General features: G+C 67.8%; 24 protein-coding genes and 1 pseudogene. 15 read left to right on the plus strand and 10 right to left on the minus strand.

What is annotated here, in order from left to right; translation table 11 throughout:
* Window positions 1–67 precede the first annotated feature (67 nt).
* Complete coding sequence (locus tag HW532_RS17185; protein ID WP_213161637.1) at window positions 68–1,723, plus strand: L,D-transpeptidase family protein; 1,656 nt, start codon at window positions 68–70, stop codon at window positions 1,721–1,723.
* 22 nt (window positions 1,724–1,745) lie between these two features.
* Window positions 1,746–2,492, plus strand: coding sequence for an SDR family oxidoreductase (locus HW532_RS17190; RefSeq protein WP_213161638.1), 747 nt, complete (start codon window positions 1,746–1,748; stop codon window positions 2,490–2,492).
* Between the two features lie 58 nt (window positions 2,493–2,550).
* Here the strand turns inward: HW532_RS17190 and HW532_RS17195 are convergent, their stop codons facing one another.
* The 7 genes from HW532_RS17195 to HW532_RS17225 all read right to left on the minus strand — a co-directional run bounded on the left by HW532_RS17195 (window position 2,551) and on the right by HW532_RS17225 (window position 7,841).
* Window positions 2,551–3,135, minus strand: coding sequence for an ASCH domain-containing protein (locus HW532_RS17195; protein ID WP_213161639.1), 585 nt, complete (start codon window positions 3,133–3,135; stop codon window positions 2,551–2,553).
* Window positions 3,136–3,188: 53 nt separating this feature from the next.
* The gene (locus HW532_RS17200; RefSeq protein WP_213161640.1) at window positions 3,189–3,698 is read right to left on the minus strand and encodes a hypothetical protein; all 510 of its coding nucleotides are present in this window, start codon (window positions 3,696–3,698) and stop codon (window positions 3,189–3,191) included.
* Window positions 3,699–3,733: 35 nt separating this feature from the next.
* Complete coding sequence (gene moaD, locus HW532_RS17205; RefSeq protein ID WP_213161641.1) at window positions 3,734–3,985, minus strand: molybdopterin converting factor subunit 1; 252 nt, start codon at window positions 3,983–3,985, stop codon at window positions 3,734–3,736.
* On the minus strand, window positions 3,982–4,584 hold the full coding sequence (pgsA, locus tag HW532_RS17210; RefSeq protein WP_213164624.1) for a CDP-diacylglycerol--glycerol-3-phosphate 3-phosphatidyltransferase: 603 nt from the start codon (window positions 4,582–4,584) through the stop codon (window positions 3,982–3,984). The genes moaD and pgsA overlap by 4 nt, the downstream gene beginning before the upstream one ends.
* Before the next feature lie 20 nt (window positions 4,585–4,604).
* Complete coding sequence (uvrC, locus tag HW532_RS17215) at window positions 4,605–6,548, minus strand: excinuclease ABC subunit UvrC (protein ID WP_246479278.1); 1,944 nt, start codon at window positions 6,546–6,548, stop codon at window positions 4,605–4,607.
* Window positions 6,549–6,660: 112 nt separating this feature from the next.
* Complete coding sequence (locus tag HW532_RS17220; RefSeq protein WP_213161643.1) at window positions 6,661–7,014, minus strand: tRNA-binding protein; 354 nt, start codon at window positions 7,012–7,014, stop codon at window positions 6,661–6,663.
* Window positions 7,015–7,088: 74 nt separating this feature from the next.
* Window positions 7,089–7,841: a TetR/AcrR family transcriptional regulator gene (locus tag HW532_RS17225; RefSeq protein ID WP_213161644.1), complete on the minus strand. Its 753-nt coding sequence runs from the start codon at window positions 7,839–7,841 to the stop codon at window positions 7,089–7,091.
* Between the two features lie 304 nt (window positions 7,842–8,145).
* On the opposite strand from HW532_RS17225, the gene HW532_RS17230 reads away from it, so the two are divergent.
* Window positions 8,146–8,943 carry a prephenate dehydrogenase gene (locus HW532_RS17230; RefSeq protein WP_213161645.1) on the plus strand — a complete coding sequence of 266 codons (798 nt, stop codon included), beginning with the start codon at window positions 8,146–8,148 and terminating at the stop codon, window positions 8,941–8,943.
* A gap of 18 nt (window positions 8,944–8,961) precedes the next feature.
* Here HW532_RS17230 and proC read toward each other — a convergent pair whose 3' ends face one another.
* The 3 genes and pseudogenes from proC to HW532_RS17245 form a co-directional block, all read right to left on the minus strand.
* Complete coding sequence (proC, locus tag HW532_RS17235) at window positions 8,962–9,777, minus strand: pyrroline-5-carboxylate reductase (RefSeq protein ID WP_213161646.1); 816 nt, start codon at window positions 9,775–9,777, stop codon at window positions 8,962–8,964.
* A gap of 3 nt (window positions 9,778–9,780) precedes the next feature.
* On the minus strand, window positions 9,781–10,281 hold the full coding sequence (locus HW532_RS17240) for a type III secretion system chaperone family protein (RefSeq protein ID WP_213161647.1): 501 nt from the start codon (window positions 10,279–10,281) through the stop codon (window positions 9,781–9,783).
* Window positions 10,282–10,624: 343 nt separating this feature from the next.
* A pseudogene (locus HW532_RS17245) lies at window positions 10,625–10,942 on the minus strand (accessory factor UbiK family protein); the annotation flags it as partial.
* Window positions 10,943–11,109: 167 nt separating this feature from the next.
* Between HW532_RS17245 and lgt the strand changes: the two are divergent.
* From lgt to HW532_RS17305, 12 genes are all read left to right on the plus strand, one after another.
* Window positions 11,110–11,931 carry a prolipoprotein diacylglyceryl transferase gene (gene lgt / locus HW532_RS17250; protein ID WP_213161649.1) on the plus strand — a complete coding sequence of 274 codons (822 nt, stop codon included), beginning with the start codon at window positions 11,110–11,112 and terminating at the stop codon, window positions 11,929–11,931.
* Window positions 11,928–13,025 (plus strand): class I SAM-dependent methyltransferase, encoded by a 1,098-nt coding sequence (locus HW532_RS17255; RefSeq protein ID WP_213161650.1) that lies wholly within the window; start codon window positions 11,928–11,930, stop codon window positions 13,023–13,025. Before lgt ends, HW532_RS17255 begins: the two co-directional genes overlap by 4 nt.
* Window positions 13,022–13,807: a peptidoglycan editing factor PgeF gene (gene pgeF, locus HW532_RS17260; RefSeq protein WP_213161651.1), complete on the plus strand. Its 786-nt coding sequence runs from the start codon at window positions 13,022–13,024 to the stop codon at window positions 13,805–13,807. The genes HW532_RS17255 and pgeF overlap by 4 nt, the downstream gene beginning before the upstream one ends.
* Before the next feature lie 37 nt (window positions 13,808–13,844).
* Window positions 13,845–14,996 carry a M24 family metallopeptidase gene (locus HW532_RS17265; RefSeq protein WP_213161652.1) on the plus strand — a complete coding sequence of 384 codons (1,152 nt, stop codon included), beginning with the start codon at window positions 13,845–13,847 and terminating at the stop codon, window positions 14,994–14,996.
* A 187-nt stretch (window positions 14,997–15,183) separates the two neighbouring features.
* The gene (locus HW532_RS17270; RefSeq protein WP_213161653.1) at window positions 15,184–16,263 is read left to right on the plus strand and encodes a hypothetical protein; all 1,080 of its coding nucleotides are present in this window, start codon (window positions 15,184–15,186) and stop codon (window positions 16,261–16,263) included.
* A gap of 147 nt (window positions 16,264–16,410) precedes the next feature.
* Entirely contained in the window at window positions 16,411–17,343 is a 933-nt protein-coding gene (locus HW532_RS17275; protein WP_213161654.1) for a ribose-phosphate pyrophosphokinase, read from the plus strand.
* Window positions 17,344–17,518: 175 nt separating this feature from the next.
* Complete coding sequence (locus HW532_RS17280; protein ID WP_213161655.1) at window positions 17,519–18,184, plus strand: 50S ribosomal protein L25/general stress protein Ctc; 666 nt, start codon at window positions 17,519–17,521, stop codon at window positions 18,182–18,184.
* A 110-nt stretch (window positions 18,185–18,294) separates the two neighbouring features.
* Window positions 18,295–18,915: an aminoacyl-tRNA hydrolase gene (gene pth, locus HW532_RS17285; RefSeq protein WP_213161656.1), complete on the plus strand. Its 621-nt coding sequence runs from the start codon at window positions 18,295–18,297 to the stop codon at window positions 18,913–18,915.
* On the plus strand, window positions 18,915–20,012 hold the full coding sequence (gene ychF, locus HW532_RS17290) for a redox-regulated ATPase YchF (protein ID WP_213161657.1): 1,098 nt from the start codon (window positions 18,915–18,917) through the stop codon (window positions 20,010–20,012). The genes pth and ychF overlap by 1 nt, the downstream gene beginning before the upstream one ends.
* A 201-nt stretch (window positions 20,013–20,213) precedes the next feature.
* Window positions 20,214–20,699: a MaoC family dehydratase gene (locus HW532_RS17295; protein WP_246479279.1), complete on the plus strand. Its 486-nt coding sequence runs from the start codon at window positions 20,214–20,216 to the stop codon at window positions 20,697–20,699.
* Window positions 20,692–21,174 carry a MaoC family dehydratase gene (locus HW532_RS17300; protein WP_213161658.1) on the plus strand — a complete coding sequence of 161 codons (483 nt, stop codon included), beginning with the start codon at window positions 20,692–20,694 and terminating at the stop codon, window positions 21,172–21,174. The genes HW532_RS17295 and HW532_RS17300 overlap by 8 nt, the downstream gene beginning before the upstream one ends.
* Window positions 21,175–21,483: 309 nt before the next feature.
* The gene (locus tag HW532_RS17305; protein ID WP_213161659.1) at window positions 21,484–22,038 is read left to right on the plus strand and encodes a hypothetical protein; all 555 of its coding nucleotides are present in this window, start codon (window positions 21,484–21,486) and stop codon (window positions 22,036–22,038) included.
* The last annotated feature ends 48 nt before the right edge of the window (window positions 22,039–22,086 follow it).

The following is a 22,086-nucleotide window of genomic DNA, read 5'->3' on the forward strand; positions in this document are numbered from 1 at the left end:
ATGACCGGCAAGAAATCGTTACGGATTTGGCGTATAGTGGCCATGGCAATCTGAGGGATCTCCAGCCATGGCTGCATCGCTTCGTCGGGCTTTCGTGCCGTTCATCGCCGTTCTTGCCATCTGGGTCGTCGCGGGCACGGCCGTCGCATATGCCGATTCCCACAATGTCGCGGTCGGCAACGAGATCCGCGACATCATCGAGGGCGGGCAGACGACCGTCGGCATCGACGATGCCGACCAGCGGCTGATCCAGGTCTTCACCTATTATGCCGAGCGCGACTACAAGCCGCTCTGGGTGCGCGACAACGGGCCGAAATCCAAGGCGCGCGACCTCCTGACCATCCTGAAGACCTCCTATGAGGACGGGCTCGACCCGCAGGATTACGAGGTCGCGGAGATCTCCGAGCGCATCGACGGGCGCACGCCGCGCCAGCTTGCCGAGCTCGACCTCCTGCTCACGCGGGCTTTCATCGACTATGGCCGCGATCTCAGCACGGGGCAGGTGGAGCCGGACAAGCTCGGCGGGCCGATCCACATCACGCCCATCGGGCCGGGCCCGCTCACCCTTCTCGACGGGGCCGAGCAGGCCGACGACATCCCCGAATATGTCGACACGAGGATCGCTCCGCAATCGGCCAACTATGCGCGCCTCAAACAGGCGCTGGCGGTCTATCGCCAGATCGCCGAACGCGGCGGCTGGCCGCGGATGCCGGATGGGCCGGTGCTGAAGCCCGGCATGGCCGACGCGCGCATTCCGGTTCTCGCGCGCTATCTCGCCGTCACCGGCGATCTGCGCCCCGAACTCGCGCAGAGCGCTGGGGCGGACGGCACCTACGACGACACGCTCGTCGCCGCGGTGAAGCGCTTCCAGGAGCGCCACGGGCTGGCCGTCGACGGGGTGATCGGTGCCGCGACGCTGGAGCAGATCAACGTGCCGGTGGACCGGCGCATCCACCAGATGGTGCTCAATCTGGAGCGCCGGCGCTGGATGCCGGAGGATCTCGGATCCTTCTACGTCTTCGTCAATCTGGCCGACCAGTATCTCAAGGTGGTCGACGGCGAGCAGACGGTCCACGACGCCCCGCTGGTGGTCGGCAAGCCCTATCACCAGTCGCCGGTCTTCTCCGACAACATGACCTACATCGTCTTCAATCCCTATTGGAACGTGCCCTATTCGATTGCGGTGAACGAGTATCTGCCGAAGCTACGCGCCAATCCGGGCGCGCTCCAGAGCCAGAATATCCGCGTGCTCACGGGCAAGGGGGCGGTCAACCCCTATGCGATCAACTGGTCGGCCTATTCGCGGCGGAAATTCCCGTTCCGCCTGCGCCAGGACCCGGGGCCGAAGAACGCGCTCGGCCGCATCAAGTTCATGTTCCCCAACCCCTACAACGTCTATATCCACGACACGCCGGCCAAGAGCCTGTTCTCGCGCGCGACGCGCACATTCAGCCATGGCTGCATGCGCGTCCAGGATCCGGTGAAGCTCGCCGACATCCTGCTGGGCCATGACGATCCGCACTGGACACCGGAGCGGGTCAAGGCCGAATTCGCCAGGGGCGACAACAGGGTGGTGCGGCTGAAGACGCCGATCCCCGTCCATGTGACCTATCTGACGGCCTGGGCGAACAAGGACGGCTCGATCAACTTCCGCAAGGATGTCTACGATCGCGATCCGCGGCTGACCGCGGCCCTCGATCGCTCGCAGATCGCCATGCAATAGCGTGAAACAAGGGGGAACAGGAATGGCGAAAGTCGTTCTCATCACCGGCGCGAGCCGGGGTATCGGCCGCGCCTGCGCTCGGCTTGCGGGCGCATGCGGCTGGTCGGTCGGCGTGAACTATGCGGGCAACGAGGCCGCCGCCGCCGAGGTCGTCCGCGATGTGGAGGCGGCTGGCGGCCGGGCGGTCGCGATCCGGGGCAACGTCGCCGAGGAGGCGGACGTGACCGCCATGTTCGAGACGGTGGAGACGGCGCTGGGGCCGCTCGACGCGCTGGTCAACAACGCCGGCGTGCTCGGGCCGAAATCCATGCTGGCCGACATGCCGGCGGCGCGCATGAAGCATATTTTCGACGTCAATGTCTTCGGCGCCTATCTGTGCGCGCGCGAGGCCGCGCGGCGCCTGTCGACCTCGCGCGGGGGGCGGGGCGGTGCGATCGTCAACATCTCGTCGGCCGCCGCCCGCCTCGGCGCGCCGGACGAATATGTGGACTATGCCGGCTCCAAGGGGGCGATCGATACCCTGACCATCGGGCTTGCCAAGGAGCTCGGGCCGGAGGGCGTGCGCGTCAATGCCGTGCGGCCCGGCCTGATCGACACCGATATCCACGCCAGTGGAGGCCAGCCGGACCGGGCGGACCGCCTCGGCATGACGACGCCCTTGAAGCGGGCGGGTTCTGCGGCGGAGGTCGCGGAAGCCGTGATCTGGCTTCTGGGCGAGGAGTCCTCCTATGTGACCGGCGCCCTGCTCGACGTCGCCGGCGGGCGGTAGCGCGCCGTCCTGCCGGTCGGCAAGGGGGCGGTCTTGTGCCGTTCTGCGCCGCCCGATCTCACTCCGTCGCGTCCTCTCCGGCAAGCGACAGATAGGCCTCGCCGCGCGGGGACAGGCGATAGCCCACATCGAGGCTTTCCGTCAGGCCGAGCTCCTTGAGCTTGCGGATGTCGCGCTTGAGCGCAAGACGGTCCCGGCCGAGCGTATCGGCCAGGATGGCCGCGGCGGTCGCCGGTCGCTGGGCGATGAGACGCAGCGTGGCGTGGGTCCAGGGCGCGCGGCGATCCATGCGGCGAAGATGCGACCGGAGCGTTTCGAGCTCGCCATCGGGGAGATCGGCCATGTCGCGCAGCGCCATGCGCTCGTCCGGGCCCTCGAGATGGAAGGCGATGCGATAGAGCTGCCGCCCCTCGCCGCCCGTCAGATCCCGCCGGAGGGCATCGGGCGTGCCATAGCCGGCGGCACGGGCGTCGGCGGGACCGATATCGGTCTCCTCCACCCGCTCGACGCTGTCGATGGCAAGCTCCCCCACGGCGGTCCGCAGCCGCCCGCCGGCACGGACCGTGGGGCGCCGCCAGTAGCGGAAGGCGACCGTCACGCGGCCGGCTGCGATGCGATCCAGAACGGCCTTCTTGAAGAGCATGGACGATCCATGGCGGTCATCGGCCTGTCGTCGGGCCTGCGCGCCCGCCGCCGTCAGCGGACCCGAGCCGGCGCCGCGCCGGAGGTGACCGCGACATCGACGGTCTGCGGCGTAAACGACACGACATAGTTGTCGACGAGCTTCTGCGCCGTGGTGGTGGGGGCGGCCGGGGTGTATTGCGCCTTGCCGTCCTCCACGAGCGTCTCCGACGCCGTGGTCGCCACGGCGGGGCCGTAGCTGAGCTGGGTGTGGTCGAGCTCGTATTTGACGACCTGCAGCGAGCAGGTGTCCTGCGTCTGGCAGACGAAGCCCATGGAGCGGAAGAAGTCCGGGCTGTAGGCGACGCCGAGCTCTTCGCGGCGATCCTCCAGGGCGGCCTTCATGGCGCGCTCCTTCCCGGCGGTCTCGCCCCAGTCGAAACGGTCGAGCACGCGCTGGCGCAGATAGGGGTCGTAATCGCCGTCATAGGCCATGTAGCTGGTGATCGTGCAGGCGCCGAGCGCCAGACCCGCTGCGACCAGAAGCCCCGCGGCGCGCGCGCTGCGACCCGAAATCCTGCTCATGGTTCCCGAACTCCCCTGTCTTGACACACTGCCCGTCAGCCGCCGGTGACCGGCGGAAAGAACGCCACTTCCCGCGCGCCCCGGATCGAGGCGTCGAGCGGCGCATGCGTCCGGTCGACCGCGGCGCGAATCGCGCGCGTGTCCTCGAACGCGTAACTATATTCCTCGCCCCGGCCCTTGAGCCAGTCGATGAGATCGGCCACCGTCTCCAGCTCCGCCGGCGGCTCGACCTCCTCATGCGCGCGCCCCGTCTTCTGGCGCACCCAGGCGAAATAGAGGACCTTCATCGTCCATCGTCCTCCATGAGATAATCCAGACCCGACTTCAGATAATCATAGCCCGTATAAAGCGTCAAAATCGCCGCGACCCAAAGCCCCGTCAGGCCGATGAAGCTGGTCCAGGCGAAAACCTCGTCGGCGGCGGGCCCGGCGATCAGGATGCCGATGGCGACGAGCTGGATCGTGGTCTTCCACTTGGCGAGCTCGGTGACCGGCACCGACACGCGCAGCTCCGCCAGGAACTCGCGCAGGCCGGACACCAGGACCTCGCGGCTCAGGATCACCACGGCCGCCCAGATATGGATGCCGTAGATCGTGCCGACCGCGGCGAGCATGAGCAGGGTGACGGCGACGAGCAGCTTGTCGGCGATCGGGTCCAGCATGCGTCCGAGCGCGGATTGCTGCGACCACAGCCGGGCGAGGTAGCCGTCGAAGAAGTCGGTCACGCCGGCGGCGATGAAGATCCCCAGCGCCACCCAGCGCGCCGTCATGCCCTCGAAGAAGAAGCACACGACGAGCGCGGGCACGGCCGCGATGCGCCCGAGGGTCAGGATATTGGGCAGCGATAGGACCGCGCTGCCATGCGCATGCGGGGGCTTGGCGTTCATCTCGTTGCCCGTGGCGTTGCTCATTCCCGTCCCTCGTGGAAATGATCGTAGATCGTGCGCGCCAGCGCCTTGGAAATGCCCTCCACGCCCGCAAGGTCGGCAGCGCTCGCGCGCGCCACGGCGCGTGCCGACCCGAAGGCGCGCAGAAGCGCCTTCTTGCGCTCCGGTCCGATGCCGCCGATCTCATCGAGCGGGTTCTGGCCGATGGCCTTCTTGCGCCGCGCGCGGTGGCTGCCGATGGCGAAGCGGTGGGCCTCGTCGCGCAGGCGCTGGATATAGTAGAGCACCGGGTCGCGGTGTTCGAGCATGAATGGCTTGCGGCCCGCCATGTAGAAATGCTCCCGGCCCGCATCCCGGTCCGGGCCCTTGGCGACGCCGACCAGCGGCACGTCGTCGATGCCGAGATCGGCCATGACGGCCTGCGCCGCGGCGAGCTGGCCCTGGCCGCCGTCGATCACGACGAGATCGGGCCAGGGGGGCACCGCCGCCTCGTCGCCGCCGTCGCCATCCGCATCGTCCGCCCCGCGCGGGCCCTCCTCCTTCAGGAGCCGGGAGAACCGGCGGGTCAGCACCTCGCGCATCATGGCATAGTCGTCGCCCGCCACGATGTCCGTCGAGCGGATGTTGAACTTGCGGTACTGGTTCTTCGCGAACCCCTCCGGCCCGGCGACGATCATGCCGCCGACCGCGTTGGTGCCCTGGATGTGGCTGTTGTCGTAGACCTCGATGCGCCGGGGCGGCTCCTCCAGCCCGAAGGCCCTGGCCACGCCGTCAAGCAGGCGTGTCTGGGAGGCGCTTTCCGCCATCCGGCGGCCCAGCGCCTCGCGGGCATTGTTCACCGCATTGTCGACCAGAGCCTTCTTCTCGCCGCGCTGCGGCATGGCGATGGTGACCTTGTGGCCGGCCTTGGTCGCGAGCGCCGTCTCCAGAAGCGCGCGCGACTCCACGTCGTGGCTCAGCAGGATCCGGCGCGGGCAGGGCTTGTCGTCGTAGAACTGGGCGAGGAAGGCCTCCAGCACCTCCGCCTCGCCATGGCTCCTGTCGGCGCGCGGGAAATAGGCGCGATTGCCCCAGTTCTGCCCGGAGCGGAAGAAGAACACCTGGATGCACACCTGGCCGCCCTCATAGGCGAGGCCGAAGACGTCGGCCTCCTGCACCGTCTCCGGGTTGACGCCCTGATGCGCGGTCACGTGGCTCAAGGCGGCGATGCGGTCGCGATAGCGCGCGGCCTGCTCGAAATCGAGGCGCTCCGCCGCCTCCTCCATGGCGCGCGCGAGGCGGTCCTTCACCCGCTGGCTGCGGCCGGACAGGAAGGCCAGCGCCTCCTCGACCAGCTCGTTGTAGTCCTCAAGGCCTATCTCGCCCGTGCAGGGCGCGCTGCAGCGCTTGATCTGGTAGAGCAGGCAGGGCCGGGTGCGGTTCTCGTAGACGGAATCGGAGCACGAGCGCAGCAGGAATGCCTTCTCCAGCGCGTTGATCGTGCGGTTGACCGCGCCGGCCGAGGCGAAGGGGCCGAAATACTCGCCCCTGCGGTTGCGGCTCCCGCGATGCTTGACGATCTGGGCGACGCCATGGTCGCGCGCGATCAGGATATAGGGGAAGGACTTGTCGTCGCGCAGCACCACGTTGAAGCGGGGCTTGAGCTTCTTGATGAGGTTCGCCTCGAGAAGCAGCGCTTCGGCTTCCGTCTCGGTGGTGATGATCTCCATCGAGCGGGTGGCCATAATCATCGCGGCGATGCGGTTGGTGTGGCCGCCGAGCCGCGTGTAGTTCTGCAGGCGGTTCTTCAGGTTGCGCGCCTTGCCGACATAGAGCACGTCGCCCTTGTCGTTGAGCATGCGATAGACGCCCGGCCGCGTCGGCGCGGTCCGCACCACGCGCTTGATGACCTCCGGCCCTTCCGGTGCGGAAGCCGTCGCGTCGTCTCGCGCCTCTTCGTCGAGCGTCGGTAGTTCGGAACCCATATACGCCATACCCGTTCGCGCGCACCGATACACGCGTCACGCCAGAATATGGCGATTCCGGACGGATGTCGCAAATGGTCGCCGGCCGAGGGGATGGACGGCGGCGGGATCGTCAGAACAGCCGCCCGCCATTGGGCACCGGACGGTCGACGCCGACCAGCACGACCTGATCGTTGCCGTCCGGAAAGCCGAGGGTGAGGACCTCCGACATGAACTTGCCGATCTGGCGCGGCGGGAAGTTCACCACCGCCGCGACCTGCCGGCCGACGAGCTCCTGGCGCGTATAGTGGTGGGTGATCTGGGCGGAGCTCTTCTTCACGCCGATATCCGGGCCGAAGTCGATCTTGAGCTTGTAGGCGGGCTTGCGGGCTTCCGGATAGTCCTCCGCCTCGACGATCGTGCCGATACGGATATCGACTTTCAGGAAGTCGTCAAAGGCGATCTGCGGCGTTTCCTGCGCGGACATAGGGTCTCCATCGATGCGCGCGATTGCGCGAAGGTCTCAAGGAACGGAAAGGGATTTCGGAAGGGGAAAGCGCCTCAGGAGGGCTCCGCCCCTTCCGGAGCGGGAGGGCTGCCGCCGGCGGCGGGGCGGCGGCGCCGGCGCGCCTCGTCGCGGAAGGCCTTGACGAAGCTGCAGAATGTGCGCCCGAGCGCCATCGGGACCTCGGCGCGGCGCAAGGCCGTCTCGCCGCGCCTGAGCGACTCGTCGAGGGCCGCCATGGTCTTCGGCCAGCCGGGGTCGGCCTCCTCCAGCCAGACCCTCAGTGTACGCATGTAGACGAAGCCGAGCCCGGCCACCTTCACCGCGCCGTGCAGCCCGGGCGATTCCGCGCCGGCGCCGGCCAGGATCCAGCGCTGCGAGACGAGCGCGCCGCAGGCCAGCGGCGCCCAGTCCGTGGGCGTGTCGCCGAGATCGCGCAGGATGGCGCGCAGGCTCGCCCGGTGTGGTGTGAGCACGTCCAGCCGCGCCATGATCGCCTCGAACAGCCGGTCGCGCGGCTCCGCCCCCGCATCGTCGCCTTCCTCCGCGATGCGGGCGAGCGCCTGCTCGTCGACCTGCTTCATCCAGTCTGTCAGGATGTCGGCCTTGGTGGCGTAATGGGCGCGGATCGTGGCGAGCGGCACGCCGGAGCGCCGGGAGAGCTCCGCCAGGCCGAGCTGGCGCCAGCCGGTCTCGACCACAAGGTCGAGCATGGCGGCGACGATCGTCGTCCGGGGATCGGTGGCTTTCGGCGCGCGGCGTCGCCGGCTTCCTCCGCTGGATGCTGCGGCGCTCTTCTTCTCGGCCATGGTCGGGCACCTTTCGTCGACAGGTTGACCGCACAATAACGCCGCGAGCGTCCGTTTGCCAACCGCGGGCGGGCAGGGGGCACAACGGCCAGCGGGAGGCCTGTCCCGCGGACAGCGATTGACATCTCGCCGGGCGGCGGCTATCGCTCGCCCCCATGACAAGCGCACCGATCATCGCCGGAGTGTATTACGCGCCGCATTCATAGCGGCGGGTGTGCTTTGTCATCGTTCAACCGCTGCACGGCCAGCGGTTGAAGGTCCGGCAGGACGCCTCTGGCCTTGCGGCCTTCGAAGAGGTCGGTCCATGCCAGACGGCAGCCACATCCACGAAACCCCGGTCATCGGAATCATAGGCTTCGGCGCGTTCGGGCAGCTCATCGCGCGTTGTCTCAGTCCCCATTTCCGGATGTGCGCATACGATCCCGCCCCCGGCCTTCAGCCAATGGCGGACCGGTACGGCGTCGCGCTCGCCGGTCTGGAACGGGTCGCGTGCTGCCCGGTCGTCGTGCTCGCCGTGCCGGTCGGGCGTCTCGAGGCCGTCGTCGCGGCCGTGGCGCCCCATCTGCGCCCGGGCGCGCTCGTGCTGGATGTGGGATCGGTGAAGATGGCGCCGGCGGAAATCATGGCGCGCGGGCTCCCCGGCCATGTCGATATCGTGGCGACGCACCCGCTGTTCGGCCCGCAAAGCGCGCGCGACGGCATATCGGGATTGAAGATTGCCCTGTGCCCGGTCCGGGGCCGGCGCTGCCGCCGACTTGCCGCCTTCCTGCGTGGGCGGCTCGGCCTCGACGTCGTCATGACCACGCCGGAGGACCACGACCGCGAGGCGGCGACGGTCCAGGGTCTCACCCATCTCATCGCCAAGGTGCTCTCGCAGATGGAGCCTCTGCCGGCGCGCATGACGACACGGAGCTTCGATCTGCTGGTCGCGGCGGTGGCCATGGTCCGCGACGACGCGCCGGAGGTCTTCGAGGCCATCGAGCGCGCGAACCCCTATTCCCCGCACGTCCGCAGGCGGTTCTTCGCGCTCGCCTCGGCGCTGGACGCCGAACTCGCGGGCGATCCCCCGCGGGCGCGCAGCCCGTCGAAGGCGGAGGCGTGAGGCGGAAGGCCTGTTGGGCTATTCGGCGAGTTCGCGCGAGCGCCTGGCCGCGGCGGCGACGGTGCGGGCGACGAGCGGCTTCAGCCCATCGTCCGCCATCAGAACGCCGAGCCCCGCCGCCGTCGTTCCGTTGGGCGAGGTGACATTCTCGCGCAGCGTTCCGGCCGGCTCGCCGGAGCGGCGCATGAGCTCTCCGGCACCGGCGACCGTGGCGCGGGCGAGCTTCGTGGCGAGCTCTTCCGGCAAGCCTTCGTCCATGCCCGCCCGGGCAAGGCACTCGGTGAGATAGAACACATAGGCGGGCCCCGAGCCCGAGACGCCCGTGACCGCGTCCATCAGCCCCTCGTCGTCGACACGGCCGACCTCGCCGACCGCCGACAGCAGGCTCTCGGCGAGCGCGGCCTGCGCCTCCGTCACATGGGCGTTGGGGCAGATGACGGTGATGCCGCGCCCGACGGCGGCGGGCGTGTTGGGCATGGCGCGCACGATGGGAACGTCGGCGCCCAGGACGGCCTCGAAGGAGGCGATGGTGCGCCCGGCGGCGACCGACAGGAAGACCGGCTTGTGGCGGGCGAGGGGAAGAAGCCCCGGCAGCACCTTGTCCATGATCTGCGGCTTGACGGCGATCAGCACGATCTCCGGATCGGCGATCTCCTCCACGGGCGGATTGAGCGCGAGCCCGCGCTCGGCGGCGAGGCGCGCCATGGCGTCGGACGGGGCGGGATCGAGGACGACCACCTGCTCGGCCGGGGTTCCCTCATCGAGCCAGCCCTCGAGCATGGCGCCGCCCATCTTGCCGGCGCCGACCAGCACCAGCTTGCCCTTCAATGTCATCGGTCAGGCTTCTCCCTGCGTCTCCAGAAGGCTCGCCTCGATGGCGGCCTCCGCCGTCTTGCCGGCCCAGATGACGAACTGGAAGGCGGGATAGAAGCGCTCGCAGCTCTCCAGCGCCAGCTCCATCAACGCCTCGCACTGGGCCTCGGTGACCTCGACGCCGCCGCACAGCAGGAGACCGTTGCGGAACATCAGAACGCCGTCCTGCTTCCACAGGTCGAAATGGCCGAACAGAAGCTGCTCGTTGATGAGCGAGACGAGGCGGGCGACCTCCTCGCGCCGCTGGGCGGGCACCTTGAGGTCGAAGCCGCAGGCCAGATGCAGCCCCTCGAACTCCTCGCGCCAGTTCAGGCACAGATGGAGGTCGCTCCAGGAGCCTTCGACGATCAGGTTGATCTCGTCGTCCGTGTTGCGCTCGACCGTCCAGTCATACCGCGCTGCGATGCGCTCGAAGGTATCGAGCGGATTGGCCGGCTCGTCGAGAATCGATAGAACAGCCGACATGATACTCCCCCTCCGGCTGAGATCAGGCACGGGGACCGAATGACCGGATTCGCTCTCAGCGCTAATCACTAGATATCGCTTTGCGAATCAAATCACCCGCTATATAGGGGACGTTGCCGGAGAGCATGATCGCATGCAAGCGATTTAACCCCCGGTTAACCACGATCATCCACAAGCAAAGCCGGCCTTTCGGCCGCTCTCGATGCCGGGCGAGGCGTCAGTCCGTGCTGCGGCGCACGGTGGTGGCCGTGCCGGATTTCGAGGTGCCGGCCTTGCTGCCGGACGCCTTGGCCGTCGTCTTCCTGGCGGCCGTGGCCTTGGCGGACGCGCCCTTCGACGACGCCTTGGCGGTGCTCCGGGCCGTGCGGGCGGGCTTTGCCGTGCCGGCCTTGCCAGCCTTTGCGGTTCCGGCCGATTTCAGCGCCGTCTCGAGCGCGTCGATCCGGGCCTTGAGCGCCTCGTTCTCCTCGCGCGCCTTGGCGGCCATCTCGCGCACGGCCTCGAATTCCTCGCGCTGGACGACGTCGAGGTCGTTCAGGATCCGCTCGGCCTGCGCGCGGATCAGCGTGTCGACTTCGCTGCGCACGCCCTGCGCCGCGCTGGCGGCGTTGCCGAACATCTTGGCGAACTCGTCGAGAATGCGATTGCTGGTCTGTGTCATATCGTCTCGTTTCCGATTTGCCTTGTCCAGGCGCCTTCATGCTACCTATGCCGTCGCGCGATACGCTTCAACCATGATAACGCGGGAAGCGGCGTCGCGTCATGCGCCATTGACCTCGGCCGGGGAGCGGTGCAGCAACAAGCAGACAGAGAACGGTTCGGGTGCCCATGATCACATTCGTCCTGCCCTTCCCAGCCATCGATCCCGTCGCCGTGGAGGTCGGCCCGCTGGCCGTGCGCTGGTATGCGCTGGCCTATATCGCCGGCCTGCTGTTCGCCTGGTGGTACATCCGCCGGCTGGTGGCGAACGAGGCGCTGTGGCAGGGCCCGCCGCCGCTGAAGCCGGTCGATGCCGACGATCTCATCGTGTGGTCGGCGCTCGGCGTGATCCTCGGCGGCCGGCTCGGCTATGTGCTGTTCTACAACCCGGCCTATTTCGCGGCCAACCCGCTGGAGATCGTGCAGGTCTGGCATGGCGGCATGTCGTTCCATGGCGGCTTTCTGGGCGTCGTCCTGGCCGGCATCCTGTTCGCGCGGCGCCACGGCATCAGCCCGTTCACCGTGCTCGACCTCGCCGGCGCCTCGGTGCCGATCGGGCTGTTCTTCGGGCGTATCGCCAACTTCATCAACGGCGAGCTCTATGGGCGCGTGAGCGACGTGCCCTGGGCCATGGTCTTCCCCTTCGGCGGGCCGGAGCCGCGCCACCCGAGCCAGCTCTACGAGGCGCTTCTGGAGGGGGTCGTGCTCTTCGTCCTCCTGCGCTGGCTGACCCATGGGCGGGGCATGCTGTCGGCGCCGGGCTTCGTCGGCGGCGCGTTCACGGCGGGCTACGGGCTCGCCCGCATCGCGGTGGAGTTCTTCCGCATGCCGGACGCCCAGATCGGCTATCTGGCGGGCTGGCTGACCATGGGCATGCTCCTGTCGCTGCCAATGGTGGCTGCGGGGCTCGCCATCATGTGGTGGGCGACGCGAAAGGCCCATGCGGCATGAGCGGAGGCCTCGAACGCGAGATCGCGGAGATTGTCGCCGCCGACGGGCCGATGACGGTCGCCCGCTTCATGGAGCTGGCGCTCGGCCATCCCGCCCATGGCTACTACATGACGCGCGACCCGTTCGGCGCCGGCGGCGATTTCGTCACCGCGCCGGAGGTGAGCCAGATGTTCGGCGAGCTGATCGGCGTGTGGTGCGCGCAGGCTTGGCAGACCATGGGCACGCCCGACCCGGTGCGCCTCGTGGAGCTCGGGCCGGGGCGCGGCACGCTGATGGCCGACCTCTTGCGCGCAGCGAGGATCATGCCGGTCTTCCGCAAGGCCATAGAGGTCCATCTGGTGGAGACGAGCCCGGTGCTGCGCGCCGCCCAGAAGGCGGCGCTGGAGGAAGCCGGCGTCGCGGTTCACTGGCACGACAGCCTCGCCGGCGTGCCGGACGGGCCGGCCATCCTGGTGGCCAACGAGTTCTTCGACGCGTTGCCCGTGCGCCAGTTCGTGTTCCGCAACGGGGCCTGGCACGAGGTGGTGATCGGCATCGACGGGGACGGTGGGCTGTTTCTCGGCGTGGTGCCCCACGACCTGCCGGAGGACGAACGCCTCGACGAGGCGCCGGAGGAGGGCGCGGTGCTGGAGATCGCGCCGGCGCGCCGGGCCGTGGCCCACGAGATCGGGCGCCGTCTGGCGCGATGGGGCGGTGCGGCGCTCATCGTCGATTACGGCCATGCCGCGCGGGACTACGGCGATACGCTCCAGGCGGTGCGTGGCCACGACCACGTGCCCCTGCTCGACAGGCCGGGGGAGAGCGACATCACCTCGCATGTGGATTTCGCCGATCTCGCCGCCGCGCTCGCCCGCGCCGGTACCGCACCGTACGGTCCCGTTCCACAGGGCGATTTCCTGGAGAGTCTGGGCTTGACCGCGCGCGCGGAAGCGTTGAAAGGGGGAGGGGAGCCGGATATGGCGGCGGAGATCGATGCCGCCGTCGCGCGCCTCGCCGGGCGCGGCGAAACGGAGATGGGCAGCCTGTTCAAGGTGCTCGTCGCCGCCGACCGCCGGCTTCCACCGCCATATCCGTTCACGGGTGCGACATCATGATCGAAGCGAAGAACCTGAGCCGCATACCGGAAATCCGCCACGGCTTCTTCACGCGTGTCGGCGGGTTCTCCAAGGGCATCTACCAGGCGCTCAATTGCGGGTTCGGATCCGGCGACGATGCGGACCTCGTCGCGCGCAACCGCGAGATCGTCACGACCTCCCTCGGGCTGGTACCGCACGAGCTGGTGACCGTCCACCAGTGCCACGGCACCGATGTCGCGGTCGCGCGCGAGCACTGGCGCTGGGACGAGGAGCCAAAGGCCGACGGCCTCGTGAGCGACCGTCCGCATATCGCCATCGCCGTGGCGACCGCCGATTGCGTGCCGGTGCTGTTCGCCGACTGGAAGCACCAGGTGGTGGGCGCGGCCCATGCGGGCTGGCGCGGCGCGCTCGCCGGCATCACGGATGCCGTCCTGGCGGAGATGGAGAAGCTCGGCGCGCGCCGCGACACGACCTTCGCCGCCGTCGGCCCCGCCATCTCGGGGGCAGTCTACGAGGTCGGCCCGGAGGTGCGCTCCGCCTTTGTGGAGGCGGAGGCCGGCAATGAGCGCTTCTTCCGGCCCTCGCAGCGCGAGGGGCATGCCATGTTCGACCTTCCCGGCTATGTGGTCGGCCGCGTCCGCGCCGGGGGGCTCGCCAGCGTGGAGCATGTCGACCGGTGCACCTACGGGGAGGAGGAGTATTTCTTCAGCTATCGCCGGGCCACCCATCGCGGCGAGCCGGACTATGGCCGGCAGCTCTCCGCCATCACGCTCGGCCCGGAGGTCTTCATCGAGGGGTAAGCGCGGTCGCGCGCCATGAGAGAGGGAAGAGACGCCGATGGCACTGCATTTCGACCGCGCCGAGTTCGAGGCCCGCATCGCAAGGGCGACCGCGGCGATGGCGGAGAAGGGCCTCGACGGGCTGCTCCTGTTCGCCCAGGAGAGCATGTATTACCTCACAGGGTACGACACGTTCGGCTTCTGCTTCTTCCAGTGCCTCTATCTCGGCGGCGACGGGCGGCTGGCGCTCCTGACGCGGTCGGCGGATCTGCGGCAGGCGCGCGCCACCTCCATTATCGGCGATATCAGGGTATGGACCGACGAGGCCGGCGCGCGGCCGGAGGCTCAGCTTCGCGACATGCTGGCGGATCTGGGCGCGAAGGGAACCCGCCTCGGCGTCGAATACGACACCCACGGGCTCACTGCGCGCAACGGCAAGGCGCTCGATGCGGGGCTTGAGGGCTTCTGCACGCTGGCCGACGCCTCCGGGCTGATCGACGGGCTGAGGGTCGTCAAGTCGCCGGCGGAGCTCGCCTATGTCCGCAAGGCCGCAGCGCTCGGCGATGCCGCCTTCGAGGCCGCGCTCGCCGAAACCCGTGCAGGCGCCGATGAGGGCGCGATCCTTGCCGCCATGCACGATGCGATCTTCCGCGGCGGCGGCGACTATCCCGCAAACGAGTTCATCATCGGCTCGGGCGAGGATGCGCTCCTGTGCCGCTACAAGGCCGGCCGGCGCGCGCTGTCGGACACCGACCAGCTCACCCTCGAATGGGCGGGCGTCTACCGGCACTACCACGCCGCCTTCATGCGCACGGTGATCGTGGGCGAGCCCTCGCCCGTGCACCGGCGCATGCACGAGGCCGCCCGCGAGGCGCTGGCGGCCTGCGAGGCGGTGCTGAGGCCCGGCCGCAGTGCGGGCGAGGTGTTCGAGGCCCATGCCCGCGCCATGGATGCGCACGGCATGGCGCCGCACCGCCTCAATGCCTGCGGCTACAGCCTCGGCGCGCGCTTCACGCCGAGCTGGATGGACTGGCCCATGTTCTATGCCGGAAATCCCGCTATCATCGCGCGCGACATGGTGTTCTTCGCCCACATGATCCTCGCCGATTCCGAAACGGGGCATGCCATGACGCTCGGGCGCACCTATATCGTTACCGACGGGGAGCCGGAGCCCCTGTCGGCGGCGCTGCTCGACCTGTTCGTCAAATGATCGCCATGGTGATGGCGCGTTATCGCGGCCGGTCGTGCGGCGCCCGTCCTGTGAGATAGTATGGGGCGCCGGCATCCGGAGCGGGGGTCGTGTGCCGATCTGGCGTCGGCGAGGAGGGGAACAGGCGGTGAAACGCGGGGCCAGTGACAGCCTCCGAAACGCTTCGCCGGGCTGGCGCGGTCGCGTCATGCCGGTGCTGGCGCTGCTCGCCCTGGCCGTTCTGGCCGGCTGCGACACGCTGGCCGGCGGTGCCCACCCCTTCGCCAAGGAGGCCGCCTCCGGCAATAGCTGGGTCAGCACGCCCGAGCAGGCGCCGCGCGTCTCCATCACCTCGTTCTCCGGCCTGCCGCCGGGCAAGGACGAGGTCTTTCTCGGCGCGCTCATGGCCGCGGCCGCCAAGCGCGACGTCGCCGTCGTTCCCGAGGAGCCGCGCCCGGGCACCTATGTGATGGCGGGCCGCGTCGATGCGCGCCGGTCCGGCGACGGCGTCGTCGTGTCCTGGAGCTGGCGCATCGCGGAGGCCGGCGGCGGGCGCGAGGAGACCATCTCGGGCCAGGAGGCCCTGCCCGGCGCCAGGGGCGGCAAGGACGGGAAGGACCCGTGGGACGGGGTGGACAATACCGCGCTCAGCCGGGTGGCCGCCCATGTCGCGGAGAACCTGACGGGCTATTTCGGCAAGCTCGGCTATTCCACGCAGATCGCCGGCCTGCCGCCGCCGGCGGAGACCTTCCAGCGCGCCGGCCCCGACGCGGCCAAGGATATCGACCCCGACATGCTCGGGCCCCTGGAGGCGGCCGCCATGATCGGCGAGCCCGGCTATCCGGAAACGCCGGAGGCGCTGGAGGCCGTGCGCCAGCACGCCGCCGCCTCCGCCGAGCCGCCCAAGCGCCCGAAGAAGGCCGGCGGAACCGCGATCCGAGATGTCGCGATCACCGGCGTCACCGGCTCGCCCGGCCCGGGCAATGACGAGCTGGCCGCCGCCATGAAAGACGTGATCTCGGGCGCCGGCTGGCCGGTCGTCGACAAGCCCGGCCCGCACACGCTCAGGATCACCGGCCGCGTCACGCTGGGCGCGCCGCGCGGGGCGAGCCAGCCCGTCTCGCTCGCCTGGACGGTGCGCGATCCCGGCAATGTGCTCCTCGGCACGGTGAAGCAGAAGAATGCGGTGCCGGCGGGCGCGCTCGACAAGGGCTGGGGCCAGAATGCCTCCTTCGCCGCTCAGGCCGCCGCCTCCGGCATCTTCGATCTCGTGGAGAAGGTGCGATAGAGCGCGAGGTCGGTCAGGGAAACGGCGCCGATCCGCGTGCTCTGCGACCGATTGCGCCGTGGCGACGGTTTACAGTCCCATCCCCCGTTGTTATAGACCGCGCGTTAGGGCTGGCCCTCTGGGGCCGTCAGAGGGGATGTGCGCCTGATGAAGCTCGTTGCGGGCAATTCCAACCGCCCTTTGGCTGAGGCCATTGCGGCGTATCTCAACGTTCCATTGACAAAATGCCTCGTCCGGCGCTTCGCCGACATGGAAGTGTTCGTGGAGATCGAGGAGAATGTGCGCGGCGAGGATGTGTTCGTCATCCAGTCGACCTCGTTCCCGGCCAACGACAATTTGATGGAGCTCCTGATCATCATCGACGCGCTCCGCCGGGCGTCGGCCCGCCGCATCACGGCGGTCATCCCCTATTTCGGCTATGCCCGGCAGGATCGCAAATCGGGCTCCCGGACGCCCATCTCCGCCAAGCTCGTGGCCAATCTCATCACCCACGCCGGCGCGGACCGCGTGGCGACGCTCGACCTCCATGCCGGCCAGATCCAGGGCTTCTTCGACATTCCGACCGACAATTTGTTCGCCGCTCCCGTCATGGTGCGCGACATCAAGGAGCGGTTCGAGGACGACAGCGTGATGGTCGTGTCGCCGGATGTCGGCGGCGTGGTGCGCGCGCGCGGGCTCGCCAAGCGGATCGGCGCGCCGCTGTCCATCGTGGACAAGCGCCGCGAGCGCCCGGGCGAGTCGGAAGTCATGAACATCATCGGTCATGTGGAAGGCCATTCCTGCATCCTGGTCGACGATATCGTCGATTCCGGCGGCACGTTGTGCAACGCGGCGGAGGCGCTGCTCGCCAAGGGCGCGACGGAGGTCTCCGCCTATATCACACATGGCGTGCTCTCCGGCGGGGCGGTCGCGCGTATCACCGCCTCGAGCCTGAAGCATCTCGTCATCACCGATTCCATCCAGGCGACGGAGGCGGTGCGCGTGTCGCGCAATATCCGCGTCATCTCCATCGCCCCGCTCATCGGCGAGGCCATCGGCCGCACCGCCCGCGAGGAATCGGTCTCCAGCCTGTTCCACTGAGGGTTCGGGCGGCGCCGGCTTGGCCATAGAGTCCCGTTGCATTCCGCCATTTCGCCCGCTATAAGCCTCGTCCAACGCCGGATGGATGCCGTTCACCCCTGGAGGAAGCATCCCGCGTTTTGAGGGGGCCCGGACAGAGGGGCCTCGTTTCGTTTTCGGACAGGAGACTGGAATCATGGCGCAGACAACCGAACTGACTGCCGTCGTGCGCGAGCGGGGCGGCAAGGGGGCCGCCCGGGCATTGCGCCGGCAAGGTCTGATCCCCGCGGTGATCTACGGGGACAAGAAGGAACCCGAGCTCATCACGCTGAACTACCGCGAGGTGTTGAAAGAGGTGGAGACAGGGCGTTTCCTGTCGCACATCTACAACGTCAAGGTCGGCGGCAAGGCCGTGCGCGTCATCCCGCGCGACGTCCAGTTCGAACCGGTTCGCGACTTCATCGTGCATATCGACTTCCTGCGCCTGGCCAAGGGCGCGACCATCGCGGTCGCCGTCCCGGTGAACTTCGTCAACGAGGAGGAGTCCCCGGGCCTCAAGCGCGGCGGCGTGCTGAACATCGTGCGCCACGAGGTCGAGCTGGAGTGCCCGAACGACGCCATTCCGGAGGAGCTCGTCGCGGACCTCACCGGCCTCGATATCGGCGACTCGATCCACATTTCCGCCATTCCGCTGCCGGAGGGCGTGACGCCGACCATCACCGACCGCGACTTCACGGTCGCCACCGTCGCCGCCCCGGCGGTCCTGACGGAGGCCGAGGAGGCCGGCGAGGAGGTCGAGGAAGCCGAGGCCGAGGAGGCCGAGGCCGAAGAGGACGGCGGCGAGGCTGCGGAGGAGGAGTGATCCCGTCCGGGGATCGCCTCACGCTCAACCCATTGGAATCGATCGGCCCTTCCCCAGCCGGGTGATCCCGCCCGGTTGCGGGCCGGGCCGGTCCGGAGCGGCAGGTCGTCATGATCCTCTTTGTCGGGCTCGGCAATCCCGGCCCGTCCTATGCGGGCAATCGCCACAATATCGGCTTCATGGCGGTGGACGAGATCGTCCGCCGCCATGGCTTCTCGGGCTGGCGCGAGCGCTTCCACGGCGCCGTCTCGGAGGGCCGGCTGGGGGCGGAGAAGGTTCTGGCGCTCAAGCCCATGACCTTCATGAACCTCTCCGGCCAGGCGGTCGGCGAGGCGATGCGCTTCTACAAGCTCCAGCCGGACGACGTCTTCGTCTTCCACGACGAGCTGGATCTCGAGCCCGGCCGCATGCGGGTGAAGACCGGCGGCGGGGCGGCCGGCCATAACGGGCTGCGCTCCATCGCCTCCCATATCGGGCCGGATTTCCACCGCGTGCGCCTCGGCATCGGCCATCCCGGCGACAAGCGGGCCGTGCACTCCTATGTGCTGAAGGATTTCGCGAAGGCGGATGCGGACTGGCTCGAACCGCTGATCGCGGCGGTGGCCGACAATGCGGCCCTGCTCGCGGACGGCGAGGCCTCGCGTTTCGCAAACAAGGTTCATCTGGCGCTCCATCCGCCGTCCGCCTCCCCGGGCGGCGGCCGCCGGGCGCTCAGCGGAGACAAGGACTGATGGGATTCAGGTGCGGTATCGTGGGGCTGCCCAATGTGGGCAAGTCCACGCTCTTCAACGCGCTCACGCAGACGGCGGCGGCGCAGGCGGCGAATTATCCCTTCTGCACCATCGAGCCCAATGTCGGCGAGGTGGCGGTGCCCGACCCGCGGCTGTTCCGGCTTGCCGGGATCGCGGGCTCCAGGGAGGTCATCCCGACCAGGCTCACCTTCGTCGACATTGCCGGCCTCGTGCGCGGCGCCTCCAAGGGGGAGGGGCTCGGCAACCAGTTCCTCGCCAATATCCGCGAGGTCGACGCCATCGCCCATGTGCTGCGCTGCTTCGAGGATGGCGACGTGACCCATGTGGAGGGCGGCGTCGACCCGGTGCGCGATGCCGAGATCGTGGAGACGGAGCTCATGCTCGCCGACATGGAGAGCCTGGAGCGCCGGCAGGTAGCCCTTGAGAAGAAGCTGCGCGGCGGCGACAAGGAGGCCAGGGCCACCCTGCCGCTCATCGAGCGCGCGCTCGGCCTCCTGCGCGACGGCAAGCCCGCCCGCCTCGCTGAGGTGTCCGACGAGGAAAAGCCCGTCTGGAAGGCGCTCAACCTGCTCACCACCAAGCCCGTCCTCTATGTCTGCAATGTGGAGGAGGCGGCGGCCGCTACCGGCAACGAACAGTCGGAAAGGATGCGCGCCAAGGCCGAGGCCGAGGGCGCGGGGCTGGTCGTCATCTCCGCCCAGATCGAGGCGGAGCTCTCCCAGCTCGACGCAGACGAGCGCGCCGACTATCTGGAGGAGCTCGGGCTCCAGGAGGCCGGCCTCGACCGGCTGATCCACGAGGGCTACCGCCTGCTCGACCTCGTCACCTTCTTCACGGTCGGCCCGAAGGAGGCGCGCGCCTGGACCGTGCGCCACGGCGCGTCCGCGCCGAAGGCGGCGGGCGTCATCCATACCGATTTCGAGAAGGGCTTCATCCGCGCGGAGACCATCGCCTTCGACGACTATGTCGCCAATGGCGGCGAGGCGGGCGCGCGCGACGCCGGCAAGCTGCGCCTGGAGGGCAAGGACTATATTGTCCACGATGGCGATGTGATGCATTTCCGCTTCGCGACCTGATGGGGTAGAACGCCGTCGGCCCGGTCCTCTGGCCGGGCCGTTCTTGCGCCCGTCAGTCCCGCGAAAGCGGGTCTCCATGAGCGCGCGGCCGGGTGGCACCGCACCATGGACGCCCCTGTCCGCGCGGGCATGACGAGGGGCGAGGCGGTCGGCCGGAGGGGCCGGGCGCGCCGGTGCCGTTTCGCCAAAGGGAGACCGCCATTGGACGACGATCTGCTCTGTTTCGAGGACTTTCCCGTCGGCGAGGTCGCCGAGTTCGGCCATCTCGAGGTGACGGCGGACGAGATTAAGAGCTTCGCGCGGGAATTCGACCCGCTGCCCTTCCATACCGACGAGGCGGCCGCGGAGGCGAGTTTCATGGGCGGGCTGTGCGCGTCCGGCTGGCATGTCGTGGCTCTGCTCATGCGCATGTGCTGCGAGGGCTACGTCCTCAGGACGGCCAGCATGGGCTCCAACGGGGTGGACGAGGTGAAGTGGCTGAAGCCCGTGCGCCCCGGCGACGTGCTGAGCGTGCGCCGCACGACGCTCGCCGCCCGCGTCTCGCGCAAGCGCCCGGAGATGGGCATCGTGACCTTCCTGTGGGAGATCGTGACCCAGACGGGCGCGACCGCCGCGGAGGTCCGCGGCGTGAACCTCGTCGCGACGCGCGCGTCGCGCGCGGTCCCCTCGGAGGCCGGCCATGCTTGACAGCTTCTACGAGGATCTGGAGCCCGGCCAGCGTGTGAGCGTCGGCGCCTACCGCTTCACGCGCGAGCGCATCCTCTCTTACGCCCGCCGCTACGACTTCCAGCCCTTCCATGTGGACGACGAGGCTGCCCGCAAGAGCCATTTCGGCGCGCTCTGCGCCTCCGGCTGGCACACGGCGGCGGCCTGGATGGCGACCTATGTCCGCCATTTCCAGCATATCCGTGCCACCAAGGCCCCGCCCCACGGCCGCTGGCCCGAGATCGGCCCCTCGCCGGGCTTCGAAGCCCTGCACTGGCCGCGCCCCGTCTATGTCGACGACACGGTCTCCTACGCCTACGAGATAGTCGCCAAGCGCACCCTCGCCTCACGCCCGGGCTGGGGCCTTGTGACGATCGATGCGGAGGGAAAGAACCAGAATGGCGACGCGGTGATTGCGTTTCGGAGCAAGGTGTTGGTGGAGAGGGTTGGGGGGTAGGCGGTTGATAGCCGCTCAACGCAATGCCCATCCGATGATGGGGGGTGACCCGAAGCGGCCCTTTGCGGCCCACCGGGATCAGGTGGTTTCTGGGAGTCCTCGTCATCCCATGTCAATGGAACTATGCAGATACGCCAAGCGGAGGCGTTCGGACAATACGAATGCCGATAATTGTGCCGAATAAGCAGCTTTCTAAGCTGACGGCGTAGCAAGCTTGCGCGGGACATTTCCTATTATATCTGGATTGCCTATAATGTTAAGTTCATCCAAGATTTGCCCATTCTGAGCGTTTCACTTGGGAGCTTATCGATGTGGACAACCATGGCAGCAATCGTCTCTTCTCTGGTGGGGATCGTGGGATTGTTTGCCAGCTGGCGAAAATCGCACAAAGATGAACTTCGGCGGGATGATGTATTGAGATGGTCTAATGAGGCGATACGAACGCTTGAGAGTCTATTTCTTGTATGCATACATGGAGAGTCACGGTTGGGTCGAGAGGTTTCAGAGGATAAAATGACGGAAATAATGTTCGATACGGCGATATTGGTTGAATCTGGTAGGATTTTTTTCAAGAATGAAATTATTGATGGTCATGGAGGACATAAATATCCAGCGTATAGAGGTTATAGACCAGAGATATTGGATTGTTTAGTTATTGCTCACAAAATTTCCCGTGATTGGATCGATGCAGATAATGATAAAAGATTACGTATGAAAATTGTTTCAGAGGATTGTTTGAAAAAATTTGTATCTCTCGCACAGAAAGAAGTTGGTCGTGATCGAAACTCTTCAATCGAAGCCGGGGTGGGCGGATCAGGATCTGATCTGGAAGATATGCTTCGGAACGTGGACCAAAATCGCTAGGAAAGATTGCAATAAGCCCGATATTGATGGTTCTGATTGAGGATAATA

The sequence above is a fragment of the Kaustia mangrovi genome, from assembly GCF_015482775.1.
Classification (GTDB): Bacteria; Pseudomonadota; Alphaproteobacteria; order Rhizobiales; family Im1; genus Kaustia; species Kaustia mangrovi.

Coding starts and splice junctions, on each gene's coding strand:
- HW532_RS17185 (WP_213161637.1), top strand. CDS start 68: ATGGCTGCATCGCTTCGTCGGGCTTTCGTGCCGTTCATCGCCGTTCTT.
- HW532_RS17190 (WP_213161638.1), top strand. CDS start 1,746: ATGGCGAAAGTCGTTCTCATCACCGGCGCGAGCCGGGGTATCGGCCGC.
- HW532_RS17195 (WP_213161639.1), bottom strand. CDS start 3,135: ATGCTCTTCAAGAAGGCCGTTCTGGATCGCATCGCAGCCGGCCGCGTG.
- HW532_RS17200 (WP_213161640.1), bottom strand. CDS start 3,698: ATGAGCAGGATTTCGGGTCGCAGCGCGCGCGCCGCGGGGCTTCTGGTC.
- moaD (WP_213161641.1), bottom strand. CDS start 3,985: ATGAAGGTCCTCTATTTCGCCTGGGTGCGCCAGAAGACGGGGCGCGCG.
- pgsA (WP_213164624.1), bottom strand. CDS start 4,584: ATGAACGCCAAGCCCCCGCATGCGCATGGCAGCGCGGTCCTATCGCTG.
- uvrC (WP_246479278.1), bottom strand. CDS start 6,548: ATGGGTTCCGAACTACCGACGCTCGACGAAGAGGCGCGAGACGACGCG.
- HW532_RS17220 (WP_213161643.1), bottom strand. CDS start 7,014: ATGTCCGCGCAGGAAACGCCGCAGATCGCCTTTGACGACTTCCTGAAA.
- HW532_RS17225 (WP_213161644.1), bottom strand. CDS start 7,841: ATGGCCGAGAAGAAGAGCGCCGCAGCATCCAGCGGAGGAAGCCGGCGA.
- HW532_RS17230 (WP_213161645.1), top strand. CDS start 8,146: ATGCCAGACGGCAGCCACATCCACGAAACCCCGGTCATCGGAATCATA.
- proC (WP_213161646.1), bottom strand. CDS start 9,777: ATGACATTGAAGGGCAAGCTGGTGCTGGTCGGCGCCGGCAAGATGGGC.
- HW532_RS17240 (WP_213161647.1), bottom strand. CDS start 10,281: ATGTCGGCTGTTCTATCGATTCTCGACGAGCCGGCCAATCCGCTCGAT.
- lgt (WP_213161649.1), top strand. CDS start 11,110: ATGATCACATTCGTCCTGCCCTTCCCAGCCATCGATCCCGTCGCCGTG.
- HW532_RS17255 (WP_213161650.1), top strand. CDS start 11,928: ATGAGCGGAGGCCTCGAACGCGAGATCGCGGAGATTGTCGCCGCCGAC.
- pgeF (WP_213161651.1), top strand. CDS start 13,022: ATGATCGAAGCGAAGAACCTGAGCCGCATACCGGAAATCCGCCACGGC.
- HW532_RS17265 (WP_213161652.1), top strand. CDS start 13,845: ATGGCACTGCATTTCGACCGCGCCGAGTTCGAGGCCCGCATCGCAAGG.
- HW532_RS17270 (WP_213161653.1), top strand. CDS start 15,184: ATGCCGGTGCTGGCGCTGCTCGCCCTGGCCGTTCTGGCCGGCTGCGAC.
- HW532_RS17275 (WP_213161654.1), top strand. CDS start 16,411: ATGAAGCTCGTTGCGGGCAATTCCAACCGCCCTTTGGCTGAGGCCATT.
- HW532_RS17280 (WP_213161655.1), top strand. CDS start 17,519: ATGGCGCAGACAACCGAACTGACTGCCGTCGTGCGCGAGCGGGGCGGC.
- pth (WP_213161656.1), top strand. CDS start 18,295: ATGATCCTCTTTGTCGGGCTCGGCAATCCCGGCCCGTCCTATGCGGGC.
- ychF (WP_213161657.1), top strand. CDS start 18,915: ATGGGATTCAGGTGCGGTATCGTGGGGCTGCCCAATGTGGGCAAGTCC.
- HW532_RS17300 (WP_213161658.1), top strand. CDS start 20,692: ATGCTTGACAGCTTCTACGAGGATCTGGAGCCCGGCCAGCGTGTGAGC.
- HW532_RS17305 (WP_213161659.1), top strand. CDS start 21,484: ATGTGGACAACCATGGCAGCAATCGTCTCTTCTCTGGTGGGGATCGTG.